Origin of the sequence: Bradyrhizobium lablabi (assembly GCF_018131005.1) — a bacterium.
Taxonomy (GTDB): domain Bacteria; phylum Pseudomonadota; class Alphaproteobacteria; order Rhizobiales; family Xanthobacteraceae; genus Bradyrhizobium; species Bradyrhizobium lablabi_D.
Genome location: NZ_JAFCJK010000001.1, coordinates 762,154 through 775,255, shown reverse-complemented (window position 1 = coordinate 775,255; position 13,102 = coordinate 762,154). Strand labels below are relative to the sequence as shown.

Here is a 13,102-nt window from a genome sequence, read left to right as displayed (position 1 = left end):
GGAACTCATCGTCGGGTAGCGTTCACGTCGTTCGTTACCGCGACGGGGATTTCATGAGTGCTTTAGCCAACAAGACATTGAAGCGCAGGCTGCTGCTGGCGTCAGACCGAAGCGATCACAGCAGCGAACTTGCCAATATACTGAGGGCGGTGGGAGAGGTCGACACTATCCAGACGTCCGAGATTCCCGAGCGGCCGGCCGCCGACCTCTCCGGTATCGTGGTCGACATCAACCTGCGTTCTCCCGAGAGCGTGATGATGGTCCGAGCCAAGCTGCAGACCGAAGCCTATCGTGAGATGCCGCGGCTCTTCGTGCTGGCGGACGCACTGCACCACGCTTCGATGCAAGCCTGGGCGCTCGGCGCGACGGACACGATCTCGCGGCCGTTCGATGCGCGCGGCATCCTGCAACGCATCCGCGCTGCATTCCCCGACAACAGTGCCTATGACGAGACCGATCGCGGCAAGGCGCTCAATCGCGGCGTCGAGGCTGCGCACGCGGTGATGGTCAAGATCTTCGATCGGCTGCCGGCGGGAGAACCGCTGAAGCTCGAGGATATCGTCGCCGCCGAAACCAGGATCCTCAAGGCCATCAAGCACAATTCGCTGCGTGAGTGGCTGACCACCGTTGGCTGCCATCATCAGGAGACCTATCGCCACTGCCTGTTCGTGACAGGCTTTGCGGTCGCGTTCGCGCAGCATCTCGGCATGCGTGAGGACGATCAGCGCCGTCTTGCCCGCGCGGCGTTGCTGCACGATGTCGGCAAGGCTTTCGTTCCGGTGGCGCTGCTCGACAAGCCCGGCGAGCTGACGATCGAGGAAATGGCCGATATGCGCGAGCATCCCCGCCGCGGCTACGATGCGCTATCCGCGCAGGGCGGCTTCCCCGCGGAAATGCTCGACGTGATTCTGCATCACCACGAATTTCTTGACGGCAGCGGTTATCCGAACGGCCTCAGTGGCAGCGAGATCAGCGACATCGTCCGCCTCACGACGATCGTCGACGTCTATTCCGCGCTGGTGGAAAAGCGCGCCTACCGGCTGCAATTCACTCACGCCAAGGCGTTCTCCATGATGGAGGAGATGGGCAGCAAGTTCGACCGGCAATTGCTGCAGGCGTTTCGCCCGGTGGCCTTCGGGCATTATTGAGGCTTGTGCGCCTGCGCTCGCCGTGAGGTATCAGGCGGCGCCATCCTCATAGGATGAAATCTCGATCAGGCTGCCGTCGGGATCGCGGCAATACACCGAGCGCAGCATGCCGCGCGCGCCCTGCTTGGCCACCGGGCCTTCCTCGATCACGACACCATTGGCGTTGAGGTGCGCGACCACTTCGTCGGGCGTGCTTGAGGTCAGAAAGCAGAGATCGTCGCTGCCGGCCGTCTCATGGTCAGCGGTGAACCAATCGACCTTGTCGGCATTCCGCGGCCGCACATTGATCTTCTGGTTGCCGAACACCAGGGAGGTCCGCGGCGCCTTTCCCGCGCCCGGGTCGAACACTTTCACGTCCATGCCGAGGATCTTGCCGTACCAGGCGGCGGAGCGCGCGACGTCGGTGACGTTGATGACGAGATGGTCGAGCGCATTCACCCTGAGAGCCATGATCGGTCCTTTCGGCTCGGAGCATTATCGGTTCTGATTGAATCAGAACGGAAGCTCCGGATTCTTGTTGTCGCGTCTTCTCCAGGCGAACCGGGATCCACTTCGCTCGAAGGCGGTTTAGTCTTTGGTCGCGGCCGCCCGCGCATCTGTCGCACTGGCCGCTCCCGGCTTTGTTTGTTAAAACGCCGGCGCACGCAATTCAACAGAAACGGGGCAGGGGCCAAACCTGCCTTATCGGGAGGAACTACATGATCTCACGTCGCACCGCGCTGGGCCTGATCGGGTCGGGAATTTCGACATTTGCGATCGGCCGCGCGTCTGCGGCCGATTATCCGGCGCGGCCCGTGCGCTGGATCGTCGGCTATCCGCCCGGCGGCGCCACCGACATCCTCGCCCGACTGATCGGTCAGCGGCTGTCGGAAAGGCTCGGCCAGCAATTCGTGATCGAGAACAAGCCAGGCGCCGGCAACAATATCGCCACGGAAGCCGCCATCAACGCCGAGCCCGACGGTTACACGGTGCTGCTGGTCAATCCGGCCAACTACATCAACAGCTCGCTTTACGCGAATTTGAAATTCAACTTCGTGACCGATATTGCGCCGGTCGCCTCTTTCAATCGCGTGCCGAACGTGATGACGGTCAACAAGGATGTGCCGGCCAAGAACGTCGCCGAGTTCATCGAATATGTGAAGGTTAACCCCGGCAAGGTGAACATGGCCTCCTCCGGCAACGGTACCTCGGTGCATCTCTCCGGCGAAATGTTCATGGCGATGACCGGCTGCAAGATGCAGCACGTGCCCTATCGCGGCGCCGCGCCCGCGATCACCGACATGCTCGGCGGCCAGGTGCAGGTGATCTTCGACAACATGCCCTCGATCATCCAGCACATCCGCAGCGGCGCGCTGCGCGCGCTAGGCGTCACGACGGCGGAGCGCTCTGCGCAATTGCCGGACGTGCAGGCGATCGCCGAGACCGTGAAAGGCTATGAGGCGAGCGCGCTGTTCGGCATGGGTGCGCCGAAGAACACGCCGAAGGAGATCATCACCAAGCTTAACGGCGAGATCAACGCCGTTCTCGCCGAGCCGGAGATGAAGAAGCGCCTGGTCGAGCTCGGCGGCGAGCCGCTGATCCAGACGCCGCAAGCCTTTGGCAACGACATCAAGGCCGAGACCGACAAGTGGAGGAAGGTCGTCGAGTTCGCCGGACTGAAGGTAGAATAGGCTGCGTTCAAACCTTTCCGCCACATTCGCGTTCTGAACCTGGTCGCGCGCCGCCGCGACCAAGGTTCAGAAGGAGAACGATCATGCGCAATCTGATGTTGGCGGCATTGGCCTTGGCTGCGGCCGGCGCGACGATGATGGCGAGCACCGCGCCTGCGGCGGCAGCCTATGATTATCCTTGGTGCGCCCAGGGGAAGAGCTACGGCTATCCGGGCGAATGTTCCTACCAGACCTATCAGCAATGTCAGGCCAGCGTGTCCGGCCGCAACCTTTATTGCGGCATCAATCCGCGCTTTGCTTTCGGTCCGACGGAACCGCGCCGCGGCCGCTATTCGTACTAGCGCTTAGAAAGGCGATCGATGCCGGGCCCCGCCGTAAGGCGGGGCTTTGCGTTTTGCATCAGTGCCGATCCGCTCGTCGCGAGTTGACGCGATCGTGAAGCATGGAGCTTGACGCTGATCGTCGCGCCTCCTATACTAAACCATATGGTTAAGTATCAGGACGAGACGTTGGACCGCACCTTCGCGGCGCTTTCCGATCCGACCCGCCGGGCCCTGCTGGCGCGGCTTGGTCAGAAGGAAAGCCTGTCGGTAAGCGAGCTGGCCCAGCCGTTTGCGATGTCGTTGCCCGCGATCGTGAAGCATCTCGACGTGCTCTCGGATGCCGGCCTGATCGCGCGTCAAAAGACCGGCCGCACCGTGGCGTGCCGCCTCACGGCCCGGCCGATGGAGCAGGCGATGAACTGGCTCAATCGCTACGCGCGCTTCTGGTCCGAGAACCTCGATCGCCTTGCCGCCTTTGTGGAGGAAGACCCATGGCCGACAGATCCGCAGTCACAGCCGACGCCGACCTCGCTGCGCGCCCAAGCCTCACCCTCACGCGCCGTCTCCGCGCGCACCCGGAAAAAGTCTACGCCGCGTGGACCGACCCGGAAAATCTAGTGCAGTGGTTCAGGCCGGGGCGGGCGATATCAGGCACGGCTCGCGCCGAGCTCGACGTGCGCGTCGGCGGGCGCTATCGCATCAGCTTTACGGGTCCCGATGGCGAATATCACGAGGTCGGGGGCGTCTATCGCGAGGTGGTGCCGAACGAGCGGCTGGTGTTCAGTTGGGCCTGGCATTCGACACCGGAGCGTGAGTCGCTGGTGACCGTGTCAATCAGGCCCGAGGCCGGCGGCACCCTACTCACCTTCCATCACGCGCAATTCGCCGACGAGGGCGCTCGCGACAACCACAAGCGCGGCTGGACCGAGTTCCTGACCAATCTGGAGAGTTTCGTCGCCTGAACGGCAGCAGAGGAGTCTCGCATGCAACCGCACAAGATCGTCTCGCGCGAGGAATGGATTGCAGCCCGCACGGCCCACATGGCCCGTGAGAAGGAGCTTACGAAAGCTCGCGAAGCGCTCAGCCAGGAGCGCCGCGAGCTTCCTTGGGTGAGGGTCACCAAGGACTATGTTTTCGACGGACCAGACGGCAGGGTCATGCTCGCCGGGCTGTTCAAGGGCAGGCCGCAACTCGTGGTGCAGCACGTGATGTTCGCGCCCGAATGGGACGCGGCGTGCAAGAGCTGCTCGTTCTGGGCCGACGGCTTCGAGCGCATGATCCCGCATCTTGAGGCCCGCGACACAACGATGGTCGCGATCTCGCGGGCGCCACTCGCAAAGCTCGAGGCATTCAAGCGACGGATGGGCTGGACCTTCGACTGGGTCTCCTCGGAGGGCAACGATTTCAACTTCGACTACGGCGTTTCGTTCACGCGCGAGCAGATCGATTCCGGCGCTGCGAAATACAACTACGGAACCTCGCCGCTCTACGGCGAGGAGCTGCCCGGCATCAGCGTGTTCCATCGCGACGAGGAAGGCGACGTCTTCCACACCTATTCTACCTATTCGCGCGGCCTCGACATGATGAACGCGGCCTACCATTATCTCGACCTGACGCCGCTCGGCCGCCACGAGGAGAACTTGCCCTATCCGATGGATTGGGTGCGGCTACGTGACCAGTACCAGCCAACGCCGGTTCAGGCATCCTGTTGCCATAGTTGACGCGCAGCGTCGGCCGCGGTCATTGCGAGAACGCAAGCGACAAATCAGTCTCGATCCCTCTACATACGGAAGGACAGGTTGCTCGCTTCGCTCGCAATGACGATGCAATGACAACGAGGGGACCCCGATGCCTTATGTCGATGGCTTCATCGTCGCCGTGCCGAAGAAGAATCTCAAAACCTATGCGCGGATGTCGAAGAAGGCCGGCAAGGTCTGGCGTGAATATGGTGCGCTGGATTATCGCGAATGGGTCGCCGATGACGTCAGGCCGGGCAAGTCGACCTCATTCCCGCAGAGTGTAAAGCTGAAGTCCGGCGAAACGGTCGTGTTCGCCTGGATCACGTACAAATCTCGCGCCCAGCGCAACAGGATCAACACCAAGGTGATGGCGGACAAAAGGCTCACCTCGATGAACACCAAGTCGATGCCGTTCGATCCCAAGCGGATGATTTACGGTGGCTTCACGGATCTGGTGAAGGTGTGAGCCGCGCGCACGGCCATCGACCCTGATAACCGGCAGCCTGCCGTCTACTCCGGGGCGGTAGGCCTCTTGCAATTACCAGGCAGTCCCGTATACTTTGCAATGCAAAGTTCGGGAGCCCGATGCGCGACCTCGATAAGGCGTTGGCCGATATCCTCGCGATCCGCAGCCAGATCGCGGCCGGCACCGCGTTTCGCGGCTACGGCCCCGCTACGGTCGCCGTCACCAGCGGCATCGCACTCCTCACCGCGGTCGCTCAATATCTGTGGCTCGACAATCCGACCGGCCACCCGATCGCCTTCCTCGCCGGATGGGCTGCGGCGGCCCTGGTTTCCGCGGTGCTGATCTGGATCGAGATGCAGGCGCGCTCGCGGCGCCATCACTCCGGCCTTGCCGATGCGATGGTCCAGCAGGCGATCGAGCAGTTCCTTCCCGCGGCCGTTGCTGGCGTGCTGCTTGCAATCCTGCAATGGAAATTCGCGCCGGAAACCCTGTGGATGTTGCCGGGCCTGTGGCAGGTGCTGGTGAGCCTCGGCGTGTTCGCCTCGGTGCGCCTGCTGCCGCGCACGATCGCGCTTGGCGGCGCCTGGTATTTCCTCTCGGGCTTCATCGTGCTGCTGATCGCAAGCCAGACCCATGCACTGTCGCCATGGACCATGGGCCTGCCCTTTGCAATCGGCCAGCTCCTGCTCGCCGCACTGCTTTATTTCGCTTCCGGAGACAATGATGCCGAGCATTGACGCGACCAGCGCGCCATTCGCCTATGACGGCCTTGACCGCGTGATCCATGAGAAAGCACGGCTCGGCCTGCTCACTTCACTGATGACGCACCCGAAGGGGTTGGCCTTCGCGGATCTCAAGCAGCTTTGCGGGCTCACCGACGGCAATCTCAGCCGCCATCTGCAGGTACTGCAGGAGGCCGGGCTCGTCGACGTTATCAAGGGGTATGAAGGCAACCGCCCCCACACCACTTGCCGTCTGACCAGGACGGGCCGCCGTCGCTTCCTCGACTATCTCGCCGTGCTCGAGCAACTGGTGCGCGACGCGGCAAAGGCCGCTGGCAAGGACCAGCGCTCGGCCAGTCGCCTTGGCATCCTGCCTGTCTGACCCATGCATTTTTGCCCGGAGCCTTTGTGATGCAAAGTAACGTCTCGCTCGAGCCGGTGGCTGCCGCGCGGCTGCATGTCGGCATCATCATGGATGGCAACGGCCGCTGGGCGACACGGCGCGGCCTGTCGCGGTTGCGCGGCCATGAGGCGGGCGTGGAGGCGATCCGCCGCGTGGTCGAGGCGGCGCCGGAGCAGGGCGTCGGCACGCTGACGCTCTATGCCTTCTCGAGCGACAATTGGCGGCGGCCGAAGACCGAGGTGGCCGCGTTGATGACGCTGCTGCGGTTCTATCTCGCCAGCGAGATTGAGGCGTTGGTGCGCAACGGCGTGCGCCTCACCGTGATTGGCCGGCGTGACCGCCTGCCCGGAGGCATCGCCGATGCTATCGCGCGCGCCGAAGCCGCGACCGCACGCGGCACCACGCTCCACTTACGGATCGCGGTCGACTATTCGGCGCGCGATGCGATCCTCGAAGCCGCGTCGCGTGCGGCAGGTCTTGCCCCGCTCACCCGCGAGCAGTTCGCCGACCTCGTCACCGGAGAGGCCAATCTGCGCGACGTCGATCTCATCATCCGCACCTCCGGCGAGAAGCGGCTTTCAGATTTCCTGCTCTGGGAAGGCGCCTATGCCGAGCTGCATTTTACCGAGCGGATGTGGCCCGAATTCGATGCCCACGATCTCGCGGACGCGCTCGCCTCCTTCCATCGCCGCGAGCGCCGTTTCGGCGGGCTGACGGCGATCACGCCGGAAAAAGTCGCGAACTTCTAACAACTGTCGGTTCTGATGGGATTGGAACCGAAGCTCCAGATTCTTGTTTTGACGCGCTTTCTTCGAAACCAGAGTCCACCTCGTTCGAACACGCTGTAGCGACGCGACGTTTTGTCCCCGGAAAGTCACATTAGCTTAACGGGCCTGCGTTAGCCAAGCGGACGCTTCCCATCTCTCAAGCCGGGGCCGATCTCCCATGGACAAGCCGATGCGCTGCCAATGCGGCGGGACGCGAACAATTGTGCTCGACCGGCATTTCCGCACAGCGCTAGTATGTCTGAAATGCGACGAGGTTGAGCTTGCCGAGCCGGTCAAAATGCCGGGAGAGGCTCTCCCTGCGCGATAGCGCGGTCGTTTTCGCCAGCAAAACCCGATACGCTTCGCTTCCCGAAACAGAGCGAAGCTATCAGATGCCGCAGGCCCCCGGTCCCGTCCACGCCGCCGTGACGCTCGCCGACATCCACGCGGCGGCCGCGACCATTCGTGACTCTGTCAGGGTGACGCCGTGCAACGAGAGCCGCACGCTTGGCGAGATCTGCGGCTGCCGCCTGTTCCTGAAGTTCGAAAACCTGCAATTCACCGCGACCTTCAAGGAGCGCGGAGCGCTGAACCGCCTGGAGGCGCTGTCGCCGGACGAGCGCCGGCACGGCGTCATCGCGATGTCGGCGGGCAATCACGCCCTGGGCGTGGCCTATCACGCCATGCGCCTCGGCATTCCCGCCACGATCGTGATGCCGATCGGCACGCCCATGGTGAAGATCGAGAATACCAGGCGCCACGGCGCGGAGGTCATCATAACAGGACAGACATTGGAAGAGGCGGCCGACTTCGTCAAAGCGCATGCCGGGAAGCATGGCCTGATCGAGGTCCATCCCTATGACGATCCCCTGATCATCGCGGGTCAAGGCACGATCGGGCTCGAAATGCTCTCGGCCGTGCCGGAGCTCGATATCATCGTGGTGCCGATCGGTGGTGGCGGGCTGATCTCGGGCATTGCGACGGCCGCGAAAGCGCTGAATCCGGCACTGCGCGTCGTCGGCGTCGAAGCGAAACTCTATCCGTCGATGTACAACGCGATCCGCGGCGAGCATTTGCCAATGCGCGGTGATACGCTTGCCGAGGGCATCGCGGTCAAGGCTCCGGGCGTCATCACGACGAAGATCGTTCGCGAACTCGTGGACGATATCCTGCTCGTGAGCGAAGACCAGATCGAGCGCGCTGTGGCAATGCTGATCTCGATCGAGAAGACCGTGGTCGAAGGCGCCGGCGCAGCCGGGCTCGCCGCGATGCTGGCGGCGCCGGAGCGCTTCGCCGGCCGCAATGTCGGCCTTGTGCTGACCGGCGGCAACATCGACACGCGGCTAATCGCCTCGGTCCTGACCCGGGAGCTCGCGCGCGAGGGCAGGCTAACGCAACTCGCGCTCGACATCGTCGACCGGCCCGGCCAGCTCGCCGCGGTTTCCAATCTGCTCGCTTCCGCCGGTGCCAACATCATCGAGGTCTCGCACCAGCGCACGTTCTCGGACCTGCCGGCCAAGGCCACCCTGCTGGAACTCGTGATCGAGACCCGCGATCGCGCGCATCTGGATGACGTGCTGGCCAAGCTTGGGGCGGCCGGATTTGCGGTGAGGGGCAGTTAAGCTCGACCGGAAACCGCTACACACCTTTCCGGATCATGCTCTAATCACCGGCCGCAAGTGCTGCAAGCTTCGCGATCGTGTTGATGTTGCGTGCGGTCCCCTTGGCGGCCGCCGGGATCCTCAGCTTCGAGCGACCCATGCCGCTGCCATAGGCGACGTAGATCTCGCGCTTGCCGAGCCGGATCTGCTCGTCCTGCCGGCCCTTGATGTCATCAAGCGCATCGTTGGGCGGTGCTTCGTCGAGGAAGATCGCAACCGTATGGTTCGGCGGCTCCTTGGGGAACGGATTGGCCTCGAGCACGGCGGCGATCTCGTTGGCGGAGCGGATCACCACGCCGACGGGCTTGCCGGCATAGGCGCGCAGCCGCTTCTCCAGCGCCGCCTTCACCTTCGCCGCTCCAAGTCTGGAGGAGAACACGACGTTGCCGCTGGCGATATAAGTCTGCACCTCGCCAAAGCCCTCGTCGATGCACATCGCCTCGAGCTCGGTCATCGGCAGCTTGCCGGTTCCGCCGACATTCACCGCACGCAGCAGCGCGACGTAGCGTGGCATGCGGGTCTCACGTCAAGAGCAGCGCCATGCCGGGATCGCCCTTCGCCATCGCGCGCCGGTAGGCAGGGCGCTCGGCGATACGGCCGATATAGGCCCTGACGTTGGGGCAGCGGCCGAGGTCGTAGGGCAGGAAATAGCGCATGGTTGTGAGCGAGAAGCCGATCATGATGTCGGCCGAGGTGAATTCATCGCCTGCGAGGTATCGGGCGTCGCGGACGCGCGCATCGACAAGGTCGAAGGCGCGATCGACCCGGGCCCGGGTGGCCGCCAGCATCGGATTGTCGGCGGCGAGGTTCAGCCGGTTGAGGATCATGTTGCGGCCCATCTGCGCCTGCAGCGTGCCGTTGGCGAAATGAAACCAGTGGAGGAATTGCGCGAAGTCCGGATGATCCGGCGTCAGAGCAAGCCTCCCATTGCCGTATTTCGCGATGACGTATTCGACGATGGCACCGGATTCCGCCAACGCGATCCCGGTGTCGGTGATCACGGGCGCGGTGCACATCGGATGCAGCGCCTTGTAATCGGGCGGGGCCAGCATGGTCGCGGGATCGCGCGTGTAGCGCTTCAGCTCGTAGGGAATGGCGAGCTCCTCGCACAGCCAGACGATTCGCTCGGATTGCGATTTGCCGAGGTGATGGACGGTGAGCATGGGCGATCCTCCGTCAGGCATCTTCCTTTTTCTTCGAGGGCCGCTTCGCCGGAGGCTCTTCCATCGCTTTCTTCATCGCGCGACCATAGGCATCGGCGGCGTTCTCGGCCGAATTCTGCAGCCGCCTGGCGGCCGCGGTGGCATTCAACAGGGTGCTCTTCGCCATGAAGCGGAAGCGCGCCTTGGCCTCCCTGTCCTTGGCCTTGGCGGCCCGCGCCACCCATACGGCCCGACGCTTCTTGGCGGCCGCCATCAGGGATTTGGTTTGCGCTTTTGCGGTCTGCCGGATGACGGCGTCGAGATCGGCTTCGGCCATTCAGGTGTACTCATCGAGTGCAATGTGCGCGCGGAGGCAGTGCACGGATTTCGGAGGGAAGCTATCAGTAGCGCAACCCGTCCGGTTTGAACATGCGATCGTTCGTTGGTGGTCATTGTCGCGGTTGCCTCCGGCAACGTGCTCCGGCATAACCCGGGCAGGCCTGCAGGGAGCGACTTGCTCATGACGGGGCGGTTCAGTCGGCGCGATCTGGTCGTGCGCACGGCGGCGGTGGCTGCCGCAGGCGTGATGGCCAATGCGCACCGCGCCGTTGCAGCTCCGCTCCACAATTTGCCTCAGAGCCGCGACATCGACTCGATCTTGCGGGCCGGGGTCGATGCAGGTGAGATACCCGGCATCGTCGCCATGGCGGCGAGCGCGCAGGCGACGGTCTATGAGGGCGCATTCGGTGCGCGCGCCAAGGGCGCGGCGGCGAAAATGTCCGTCGACACCGTGTTTCGCGTCGCCTCGATGGTCAAGCTGCTGACCTCGGTCGCGGCGCTACAACTCGTCGAGCAGGGCAAGCTCAGGTTGGATGAACCGGCCGCCGACATCGATCCGGCACTGGCCGCGCCGCGGGTTCTAACCGGTTTTGACGACAAGGGCGTGCCGCAACTGCGCCCCGCGCGAACGCCAGTCACGTTGCGCAACCTGCTGTCACACACATCGGGCTTCAGCTATCCGCTGTGGGATGTCGACGCTGTCCGCTATCTGCGGGCGGCGCGATCCGATCCGGCACTGCCGCGGAGCGTGCTGATGTTCGATCCCGACAGCCGCTGGGCTTATGGCGGCAGTCTCGACCGCGTCGGCCGGCTGGTCGAGATTGCAAGCGGGCAGACGCTCGACCGCTATTTCCACGATCGCATCCTGCAGCCGCTCGGCATGAACGACACCGGGTTTACGATCACCGAGAAGCAGCGCGCTCGCGAGGCCCGCTTGCATGTCCGCCAGAGCGACGGCACGCTGGTGCTGCAGCCGCTGGAGAAGCACACGGCGACAAGGACATTCTCGGGAGGCGGCGGGATTTATTCGACGGCGCCGGATTATCTCAACTTGCTGCGGGCACTGCTCAACGGCGGCAGCATCCGCGGCAAATCGATCCTGCTGCCCGAGACGGTGGCGCTCATGGCGGTGAACCAGATCGGCGATCTTGACGCGGGCGTGATGAAGACGACCAATCCGGCGCTCTCGAACGATGTCGATTTCTTCCCGGGCACGCGGCTGCGCTGGGGCCTCGGCCACATGATCAACCTCGATCCCATGCGCGGCGGCCGCAAGGCCGGCAGCCTGACCTGGGCCGGTCTCTACAACACCTATTATTGGATCGACTTGGCCTCTGGCGTTGCTGGCGTAATCATGATGCAGATCCTGCCTTTCGCGGATGCGCGCGCGCTTGTGGCCTATCGTGCCTTCGAGCGCGCGATCTATCGGGCGCACAACGCGGCGTAGGCGCTCTACCCCCGGTCGCCGCTGCCGACGGTCGGGCGCCCGGGGTCACGCCCGTTTGCCACCCGATCCTGCTCCGCCGCAGGACTCGGCACCTTGGTTCCGGCGAGCAGTGCGGCCAATTCCGCTTGCCGCCGCAAGCCGGTCTTCGCCAGCACCGCCTTGAGCTGATTGCGGATGGTTTCGCGGGAGACGCCGAACGCGCCGGCGATGGCCTCGACTGTCCGTCCCTCACCGATGCAGCGCGCGACGCGAGCTTCCGCCGGCGTCAGGTCGAACAGCCCCTGGAGCACCTCTGTCGTCGGCATCTCCGACGGCACGACTGGCGTCACGATCACGAGCGCCGATGCCTGAACGAAGAGGTCATGTGCCACCCCTCGTATCGGTACCACATGCACGATCATCGGCGGATGGTCGTCCTCGGCCGCGATCGCAATCGCTGGCACGTCGACGCTCGCAGGGCCATTACGAAGCGCGGACAGCGCCTGCGCGAACGCTCCGTCCGCCGTGGCGGATGCCAGCGCGAGGCGCTCCGCGCGATCCTGCATCACATCGGGGATCAGGCGCTCGAACCGCGCATTGGCTGCCATCACCTGGCCCCCGCGCTTGAGCACGGCCGCGGGAAGCGCGAGCTGCGCCAGCGACTCGGTTGCGGCCCTTGCGCGCTCGATGCCGAGCCGCGCCGAAAGTAGCGCCGCACGCGCAAGATGCGGGCGCAGCGCATCGAGTTGCTCCACGGCCGACTGCTCGATCGGGCCGCGATGATAGTCGCGCTCGACGCTGTAGACCAGGATGTCGCCGCCCGGCGCGGGTATCGCGGTGCCGGCTCCCCATCCAAGCCCACGCGGGCGAAAAAATTCTCGTATCTGGTAGTCCTGCTGCACATCCTCTGGCGTGTCGAATACGTCGATGTCGCGCAGAAAGCCGGCATGGTTGGCCGCGAGCAGTCGCGGCAGCCGTTCGTTGCGCTCATACCAACGGCCTTCGACGTAGGCCACCATGTCGTCGTAGATGTCGGGCGAGGCGACCCAGCGCATGTCATGCGGGTCCGCGGTCAGCAGCGCGGTACCGCGCGCTCCGGCAATGCCGCCGACGCCGTGCAGGGCGTTCGGCCACAGCTCCGGCATAACAGCAGCTTCATAAAGCAGGTCGATCAGGTGCTCGTGCAGGTCATTTTTCATCGGCTGCCCCCGACACTTCGCGGCCTGTATAATAACCCGCCGGGTGCGGATTCATTCCGCTACGCCAGTTCAGGCGATCGCGGGAGTCCGTGAGACT

Annotated in this window: 17 protein-coding genes; 12 read left to right on the top strand and 5 right to left on the bottom strand. The window is 64.0% G+C overall.

Going from position 1 to position 13,102, the window contains the following annotated elements; genetic code table 11:
* The first annotated feature begins 53 nt into the window (after nt 1-53).
* The gene (locus JQ553_RS03610; RefSeq protein WP_212498488.1) at nt 54-1,148 is read left to right on the top strand and encodes an HD-GYP domain-containing protein; all 1,095 of its coding nucleotides are present in this window, start codon (nt 54-56) and stop codon (nt 1,146-1,148) included.
* Nucleotides 1,149-1,178: 30 nt separating this feature from the next.
* Here JQ553_RS03610 and JQ553_RS03605 read toward each other — a convergent pair whose 3' ends face one another.
* A complete protein-coding gene (locus JQ553_RS03605; protein ID WP_212498487.1) occupies nt 1,179-1,598 on the bottom strand; it encodes a VOC family protein in 420 nt (139 codons plus the stop codon).
* A gap of 248 nt (nt 1,599-1,846) precedes the next feature.
* Between JQ553_RS03605 and JQ553_RS03600 the strand changes: the two genes are divergently transcribed.
* From JQ553_RS03600 to JQ553_RS03555, 10 genes are all read left to right on the top strand, one after another.
* Nucleotides 1,847-2,818: a tripartite tricarboxylate transporter substrate binding protein gene (locus tag JQ553_RS03600; RefSeq protein WP_212498486.1), complete on the top strand. Its 972-nt coding sequence runs from the start codon at nt 1,847-1,849 to the stop codon at nt 2,816-2,818.
* Between the two features lie 83 nt (nt 2,819-2,901).
* Nucleotides 2,902-3,159 carry a DUF3551 domain-containing protein gene (locus JQ553_RS03595; protein ID WP_212498485.1) on the top strand — a complete coding sequence of 86 codons (258 nt, stop codon included), beginning with the start codon at nt 2,902-2,904 and terminating at the stop codon, nt 3,157-3,159.
* Between the two features lie 144 nt (nt 3,160-3,303).
* Nucleotides 3,304-3,759, top strand: coding sequence for a metalloregulator ArsR/SmtB family transcription factor (locus tag JQ553_RS03590; protein ID WP_212498484.1), 456 nt, complete (start codon nt 3,304-3,306; stop codon nt 3,757-3,759).
* Nucleotides 3,759-4,103: an SRPBCC domain-containing protein gene (locus tag JQ553_RS03585; RefSeq protein ID WP_312015082.1), complete on the top strand. Its 345-nt coding sequence runs from the start codon at nt 3,759-3,761 to the stop codon at nt 4,101-4,103. Before JQ553_RS03590 ends, JQ553_RS03585 begins: the two co-directional genes overlap by 1 nt.
* A gap of 21 nt (nt 4,104-4,124) precedes the next feature.
* Entirely contained in the window at nt 4,125-4,862 is a 738-nt protein-coding gene (locus JQ553_RS03580; RefSeq protein ID WP_212498483.1) for a thioredoxin family protein, read from the top strand.
* A gap of 127 nt (nt 4,863-4,989) precedes the next feature.
* Entirely contained in the window at nt 4,990-5,346 is a 357-nt protein-coding gene (locus JQ553_RS03575) for a DUF1428 domain-containing protein (RefSeq protein WP_212498482.1), read from the top strand.
* A gap of 119 nt (nt 5,347-5,465) precedes the next feature.
* Nucleotides 5,466-6,083: a hypothetical protein gene (locus JQ553_RS03570; protein WP_212498481.1), complete on the top strand. Its 618-nt coding sequence runs from the start codon at nt 5,466-5,468 to the stop codon at nt 6,081-6,083.
* Nucleotides 6,067-6,450 carry a transcriptional regulator gene (locus tag JQ553_RS03565; protein WP_212498480.1) on the top strand — a complete coding sequence of 128 codons (384 nt, stop codon included), beginning with the start codon at nt 6,067-6,069 and terminating at the stop codon, nt 6,448-6,450. Before JQ553_RS03570 ends, JQ553_RS03565 begins: the two co-directional genes overlap by 17 nt.
* A gap of 29 nt (nt 6,451-6,479) precedes the next feature.
* Entirely contained in the window at nt 6,480-7,220 is a 741-nt protein-coding gene (locus JQ553_RS03560; protein ID WP_212498479.1) for a di-trans,poly-cis-decaprenylcistransferase, read from the top strand.
* A 410-nt stretch (nt 7,221-7,630) separates the two neighbouring features.
* A complete protein-coding gene (locus JQ553_RS03555) occupies nt 7,631-8,860 on the top strand; it encodes a threonine ammonia-lyase (RefSeq protein ID WP_212498478.1) in 1,230 nt (409 codons plus the stop codon).
* 40 nt (nt 8,861-8,900) lie between these two features.
* Here JQ553_RS03555 and JQ553_RS03550 read toward each other — a convergent pair whose 3' ends face one another.
* From JQ553_RS03550 to JQ553_RS03540, 3 genes are read right to left on the bottom strand one after another with little or no spacing between them, the layout of a single operon-like run.
* Entirely contained in the window at nt 8,901-9,413 is a 513-nt protein-coding gene (locus JQ553_RS03550; RefSeq protein ID WP_212498477.1) for a DUF1697 domain-containing protein, read from the bottom strand.
* 7 nt (nt 9,414-9,420) lie between these two features.
* Nucleotides 9,421-10,062 (bottom strand): glutathione S-transferase family protein, encoded by a 642-nt coding sequence (locus JQ553_RS03545; protein WP_212498476.1) that lies wholly within the window; start codon nt 10,060-10,062, stop codon nt 9,421-9,423.
* A 13-nt stretch (nt 10,063-10,075) separates the two neighbouring features.
* Nucleotides 10,076-10,378: a hypothetical protein gene (locus tag JQ553_RS03540; RefSeq protein WP_212498475.1), complete on the bottom strand. Its 303-nt coding sequence runs from the start codon at nt 10,376-10,378 to the stop codon at nt 10,076-10,078.
* Between the two features lie 183 nt (nt 10,379-10,561).
* Here JQ553_RS03540 and JQ553_RS03535 point away from each other — a divergent pair, with 183 nt between their 5' ends.
* Nucleotides 10,562-11,827, top strand: coding sequence for a serine hydrolase (locus JQ553_RS03535; RefSeq protein WP_249143905.1), 1,266 nt, complete (start codon nt 10,562-10,564; stop codon nt 11,825-11,827).
* A gap of 5 nt (nt 11,828-11,832) precedes the next feature.
* Here JQ553_RS03535 and JQ553_RS03530 read toward each other — a convergent pair whose 3' ends face one another.
* Nucleotides 11,833-13,005, bottom strand: a complete 1,173-nt coding sequence (locus JQ553_RS03530) for a helix-turn-helix transcriptional regulator (protein WP_212498474.1) — start codon at nt 13,003-13,005, stop codon at nt 11,833-11,835.
* Nucleotides 13,006-13,102: the final 97 nt, after the last annotated feature.

What these genes read in the sequence shown, in the direction of transcription:
- JQ553_RS03600 (WP_212498486.1), top strand. Translation starts at nt 1,847, where the DNA reads ATGATCTCACGTCGCACCGCGCTGGGCCTGATCGGGTCGGGAATTTCG.
- JQ553_RS03565 (WP_212498480.1), top strand. Translation starts at nt 6,067, where the DNA reads ATGATGCCGAGCATTGACGCGACCAGCGCGCCATTCGCCTATGACGGC.
- JQ553_RS03530 (WP_212498474.1), bottom strand. Translation starts at nt 13,005, where the DNA reads ATGAAAAATGACCTGCACGAGCACCTGATCGACCTGCTTTATGAAGCT.
- JQ553_RS03545 (WP_212498476.1), bottom strand. Translation starts at nt 10,062, where the DNA reads ATGCTCACCGTCCATCACCTCGGCAAATCGCAATCCGAGCGAATCGTC.
- JQ553_RS03595 (WP_212498485.1), top strand. Translation starts at nt 2,902, where the DNA reads ATGCGCAATCTGATGTTGGCGGCATTGGCCTTGGCTGCGGCCGGCGCG.
- JQ553_RS03535 (WP_249143905.1), top strand. Translation starts at nt 10,562, where the DNA reads ATGACGGGGCGGTTCAGTCGGCGCGATCTGGTCGTGCGCACGGCGGCG.
- JQ553_RS03550 (WP_212498477.1), bottom strand. Translation starts at nt 9,413, where the DNA reads ATGCCACGCTACGTCGCGCTGCTGCGTGCGGTGAATGTCGGCGGAACC.
- JQ553_RS03570 (WP_212498481.1), top strand. Translation starts at nt 5,466, where the DNA reads ATGCGCGACCTCGATAAGGCGTTGGCCGATATCCTCGCGATCCGCAGC.
- JQ553_RS03580 (WP_212498483.1), top strand. Translation starts at nt 4,125, where the DNA reads ATGCAACCGCACAAGATCGTCTCGCGCGAGGAATGGATTGCAGCCCGC.
- JQ553_RS03540 (WP_212498475.1), bottom strand. Translation starts at nt 10,378, where the DNA reads ATGGCCGAAGCCGATCTCGACGCCGTCATCCGGCAGACCGCAAAAGCG.
- JQ553_RS03605 (WP_212498487.1), bottom strand. Translation starts at nt 1,598, where the DNA reads ATGGCTCTCAGGGTGAATGCGCTCGACCATCTCGTCATCAACGTCACC.
- JQ553_RS03590 (WP_212498484.1), top strand. Translation starts at nt 3,304, where the DNA reads ATGGTTAAGTATCAGGACGAGACGTTGGACCGCACCTTCGCGGCGCTT.
- JQ553_RS03555 (WP_212498478.1), top strand. Translation starts at nt 7,631, where the DNA reads ATGCCGCAGGCCCCCGGTCCCGTCCACGCCGCCGTGACGCTCGCCGAC.
- JQ553_RS03610 (WP_212498488.1), top strand. Translation starts at nt 54, where the DNA reads ATGAGTGCTTTAGCCAACAAGACATTGAAGCGCAGGCTGCTGCTGGCG.
- JQ553_RS03575 (WP_212498482.1), top strand. Translation starts at nt 4,990, where the DNA reads ATGCCTTATGTCGATGGCTTCATCGTCGCCGTGCCGAAGAAGAATCTC.
- JQ553_RS03560 (WP_212498479.1), top strand. Translation starts at nt 6,480, where the DNA reads ATGCAAAGTAACGTCTCGCTCGAGCCGGTGGCTGCCGCGCGGCTGCAT.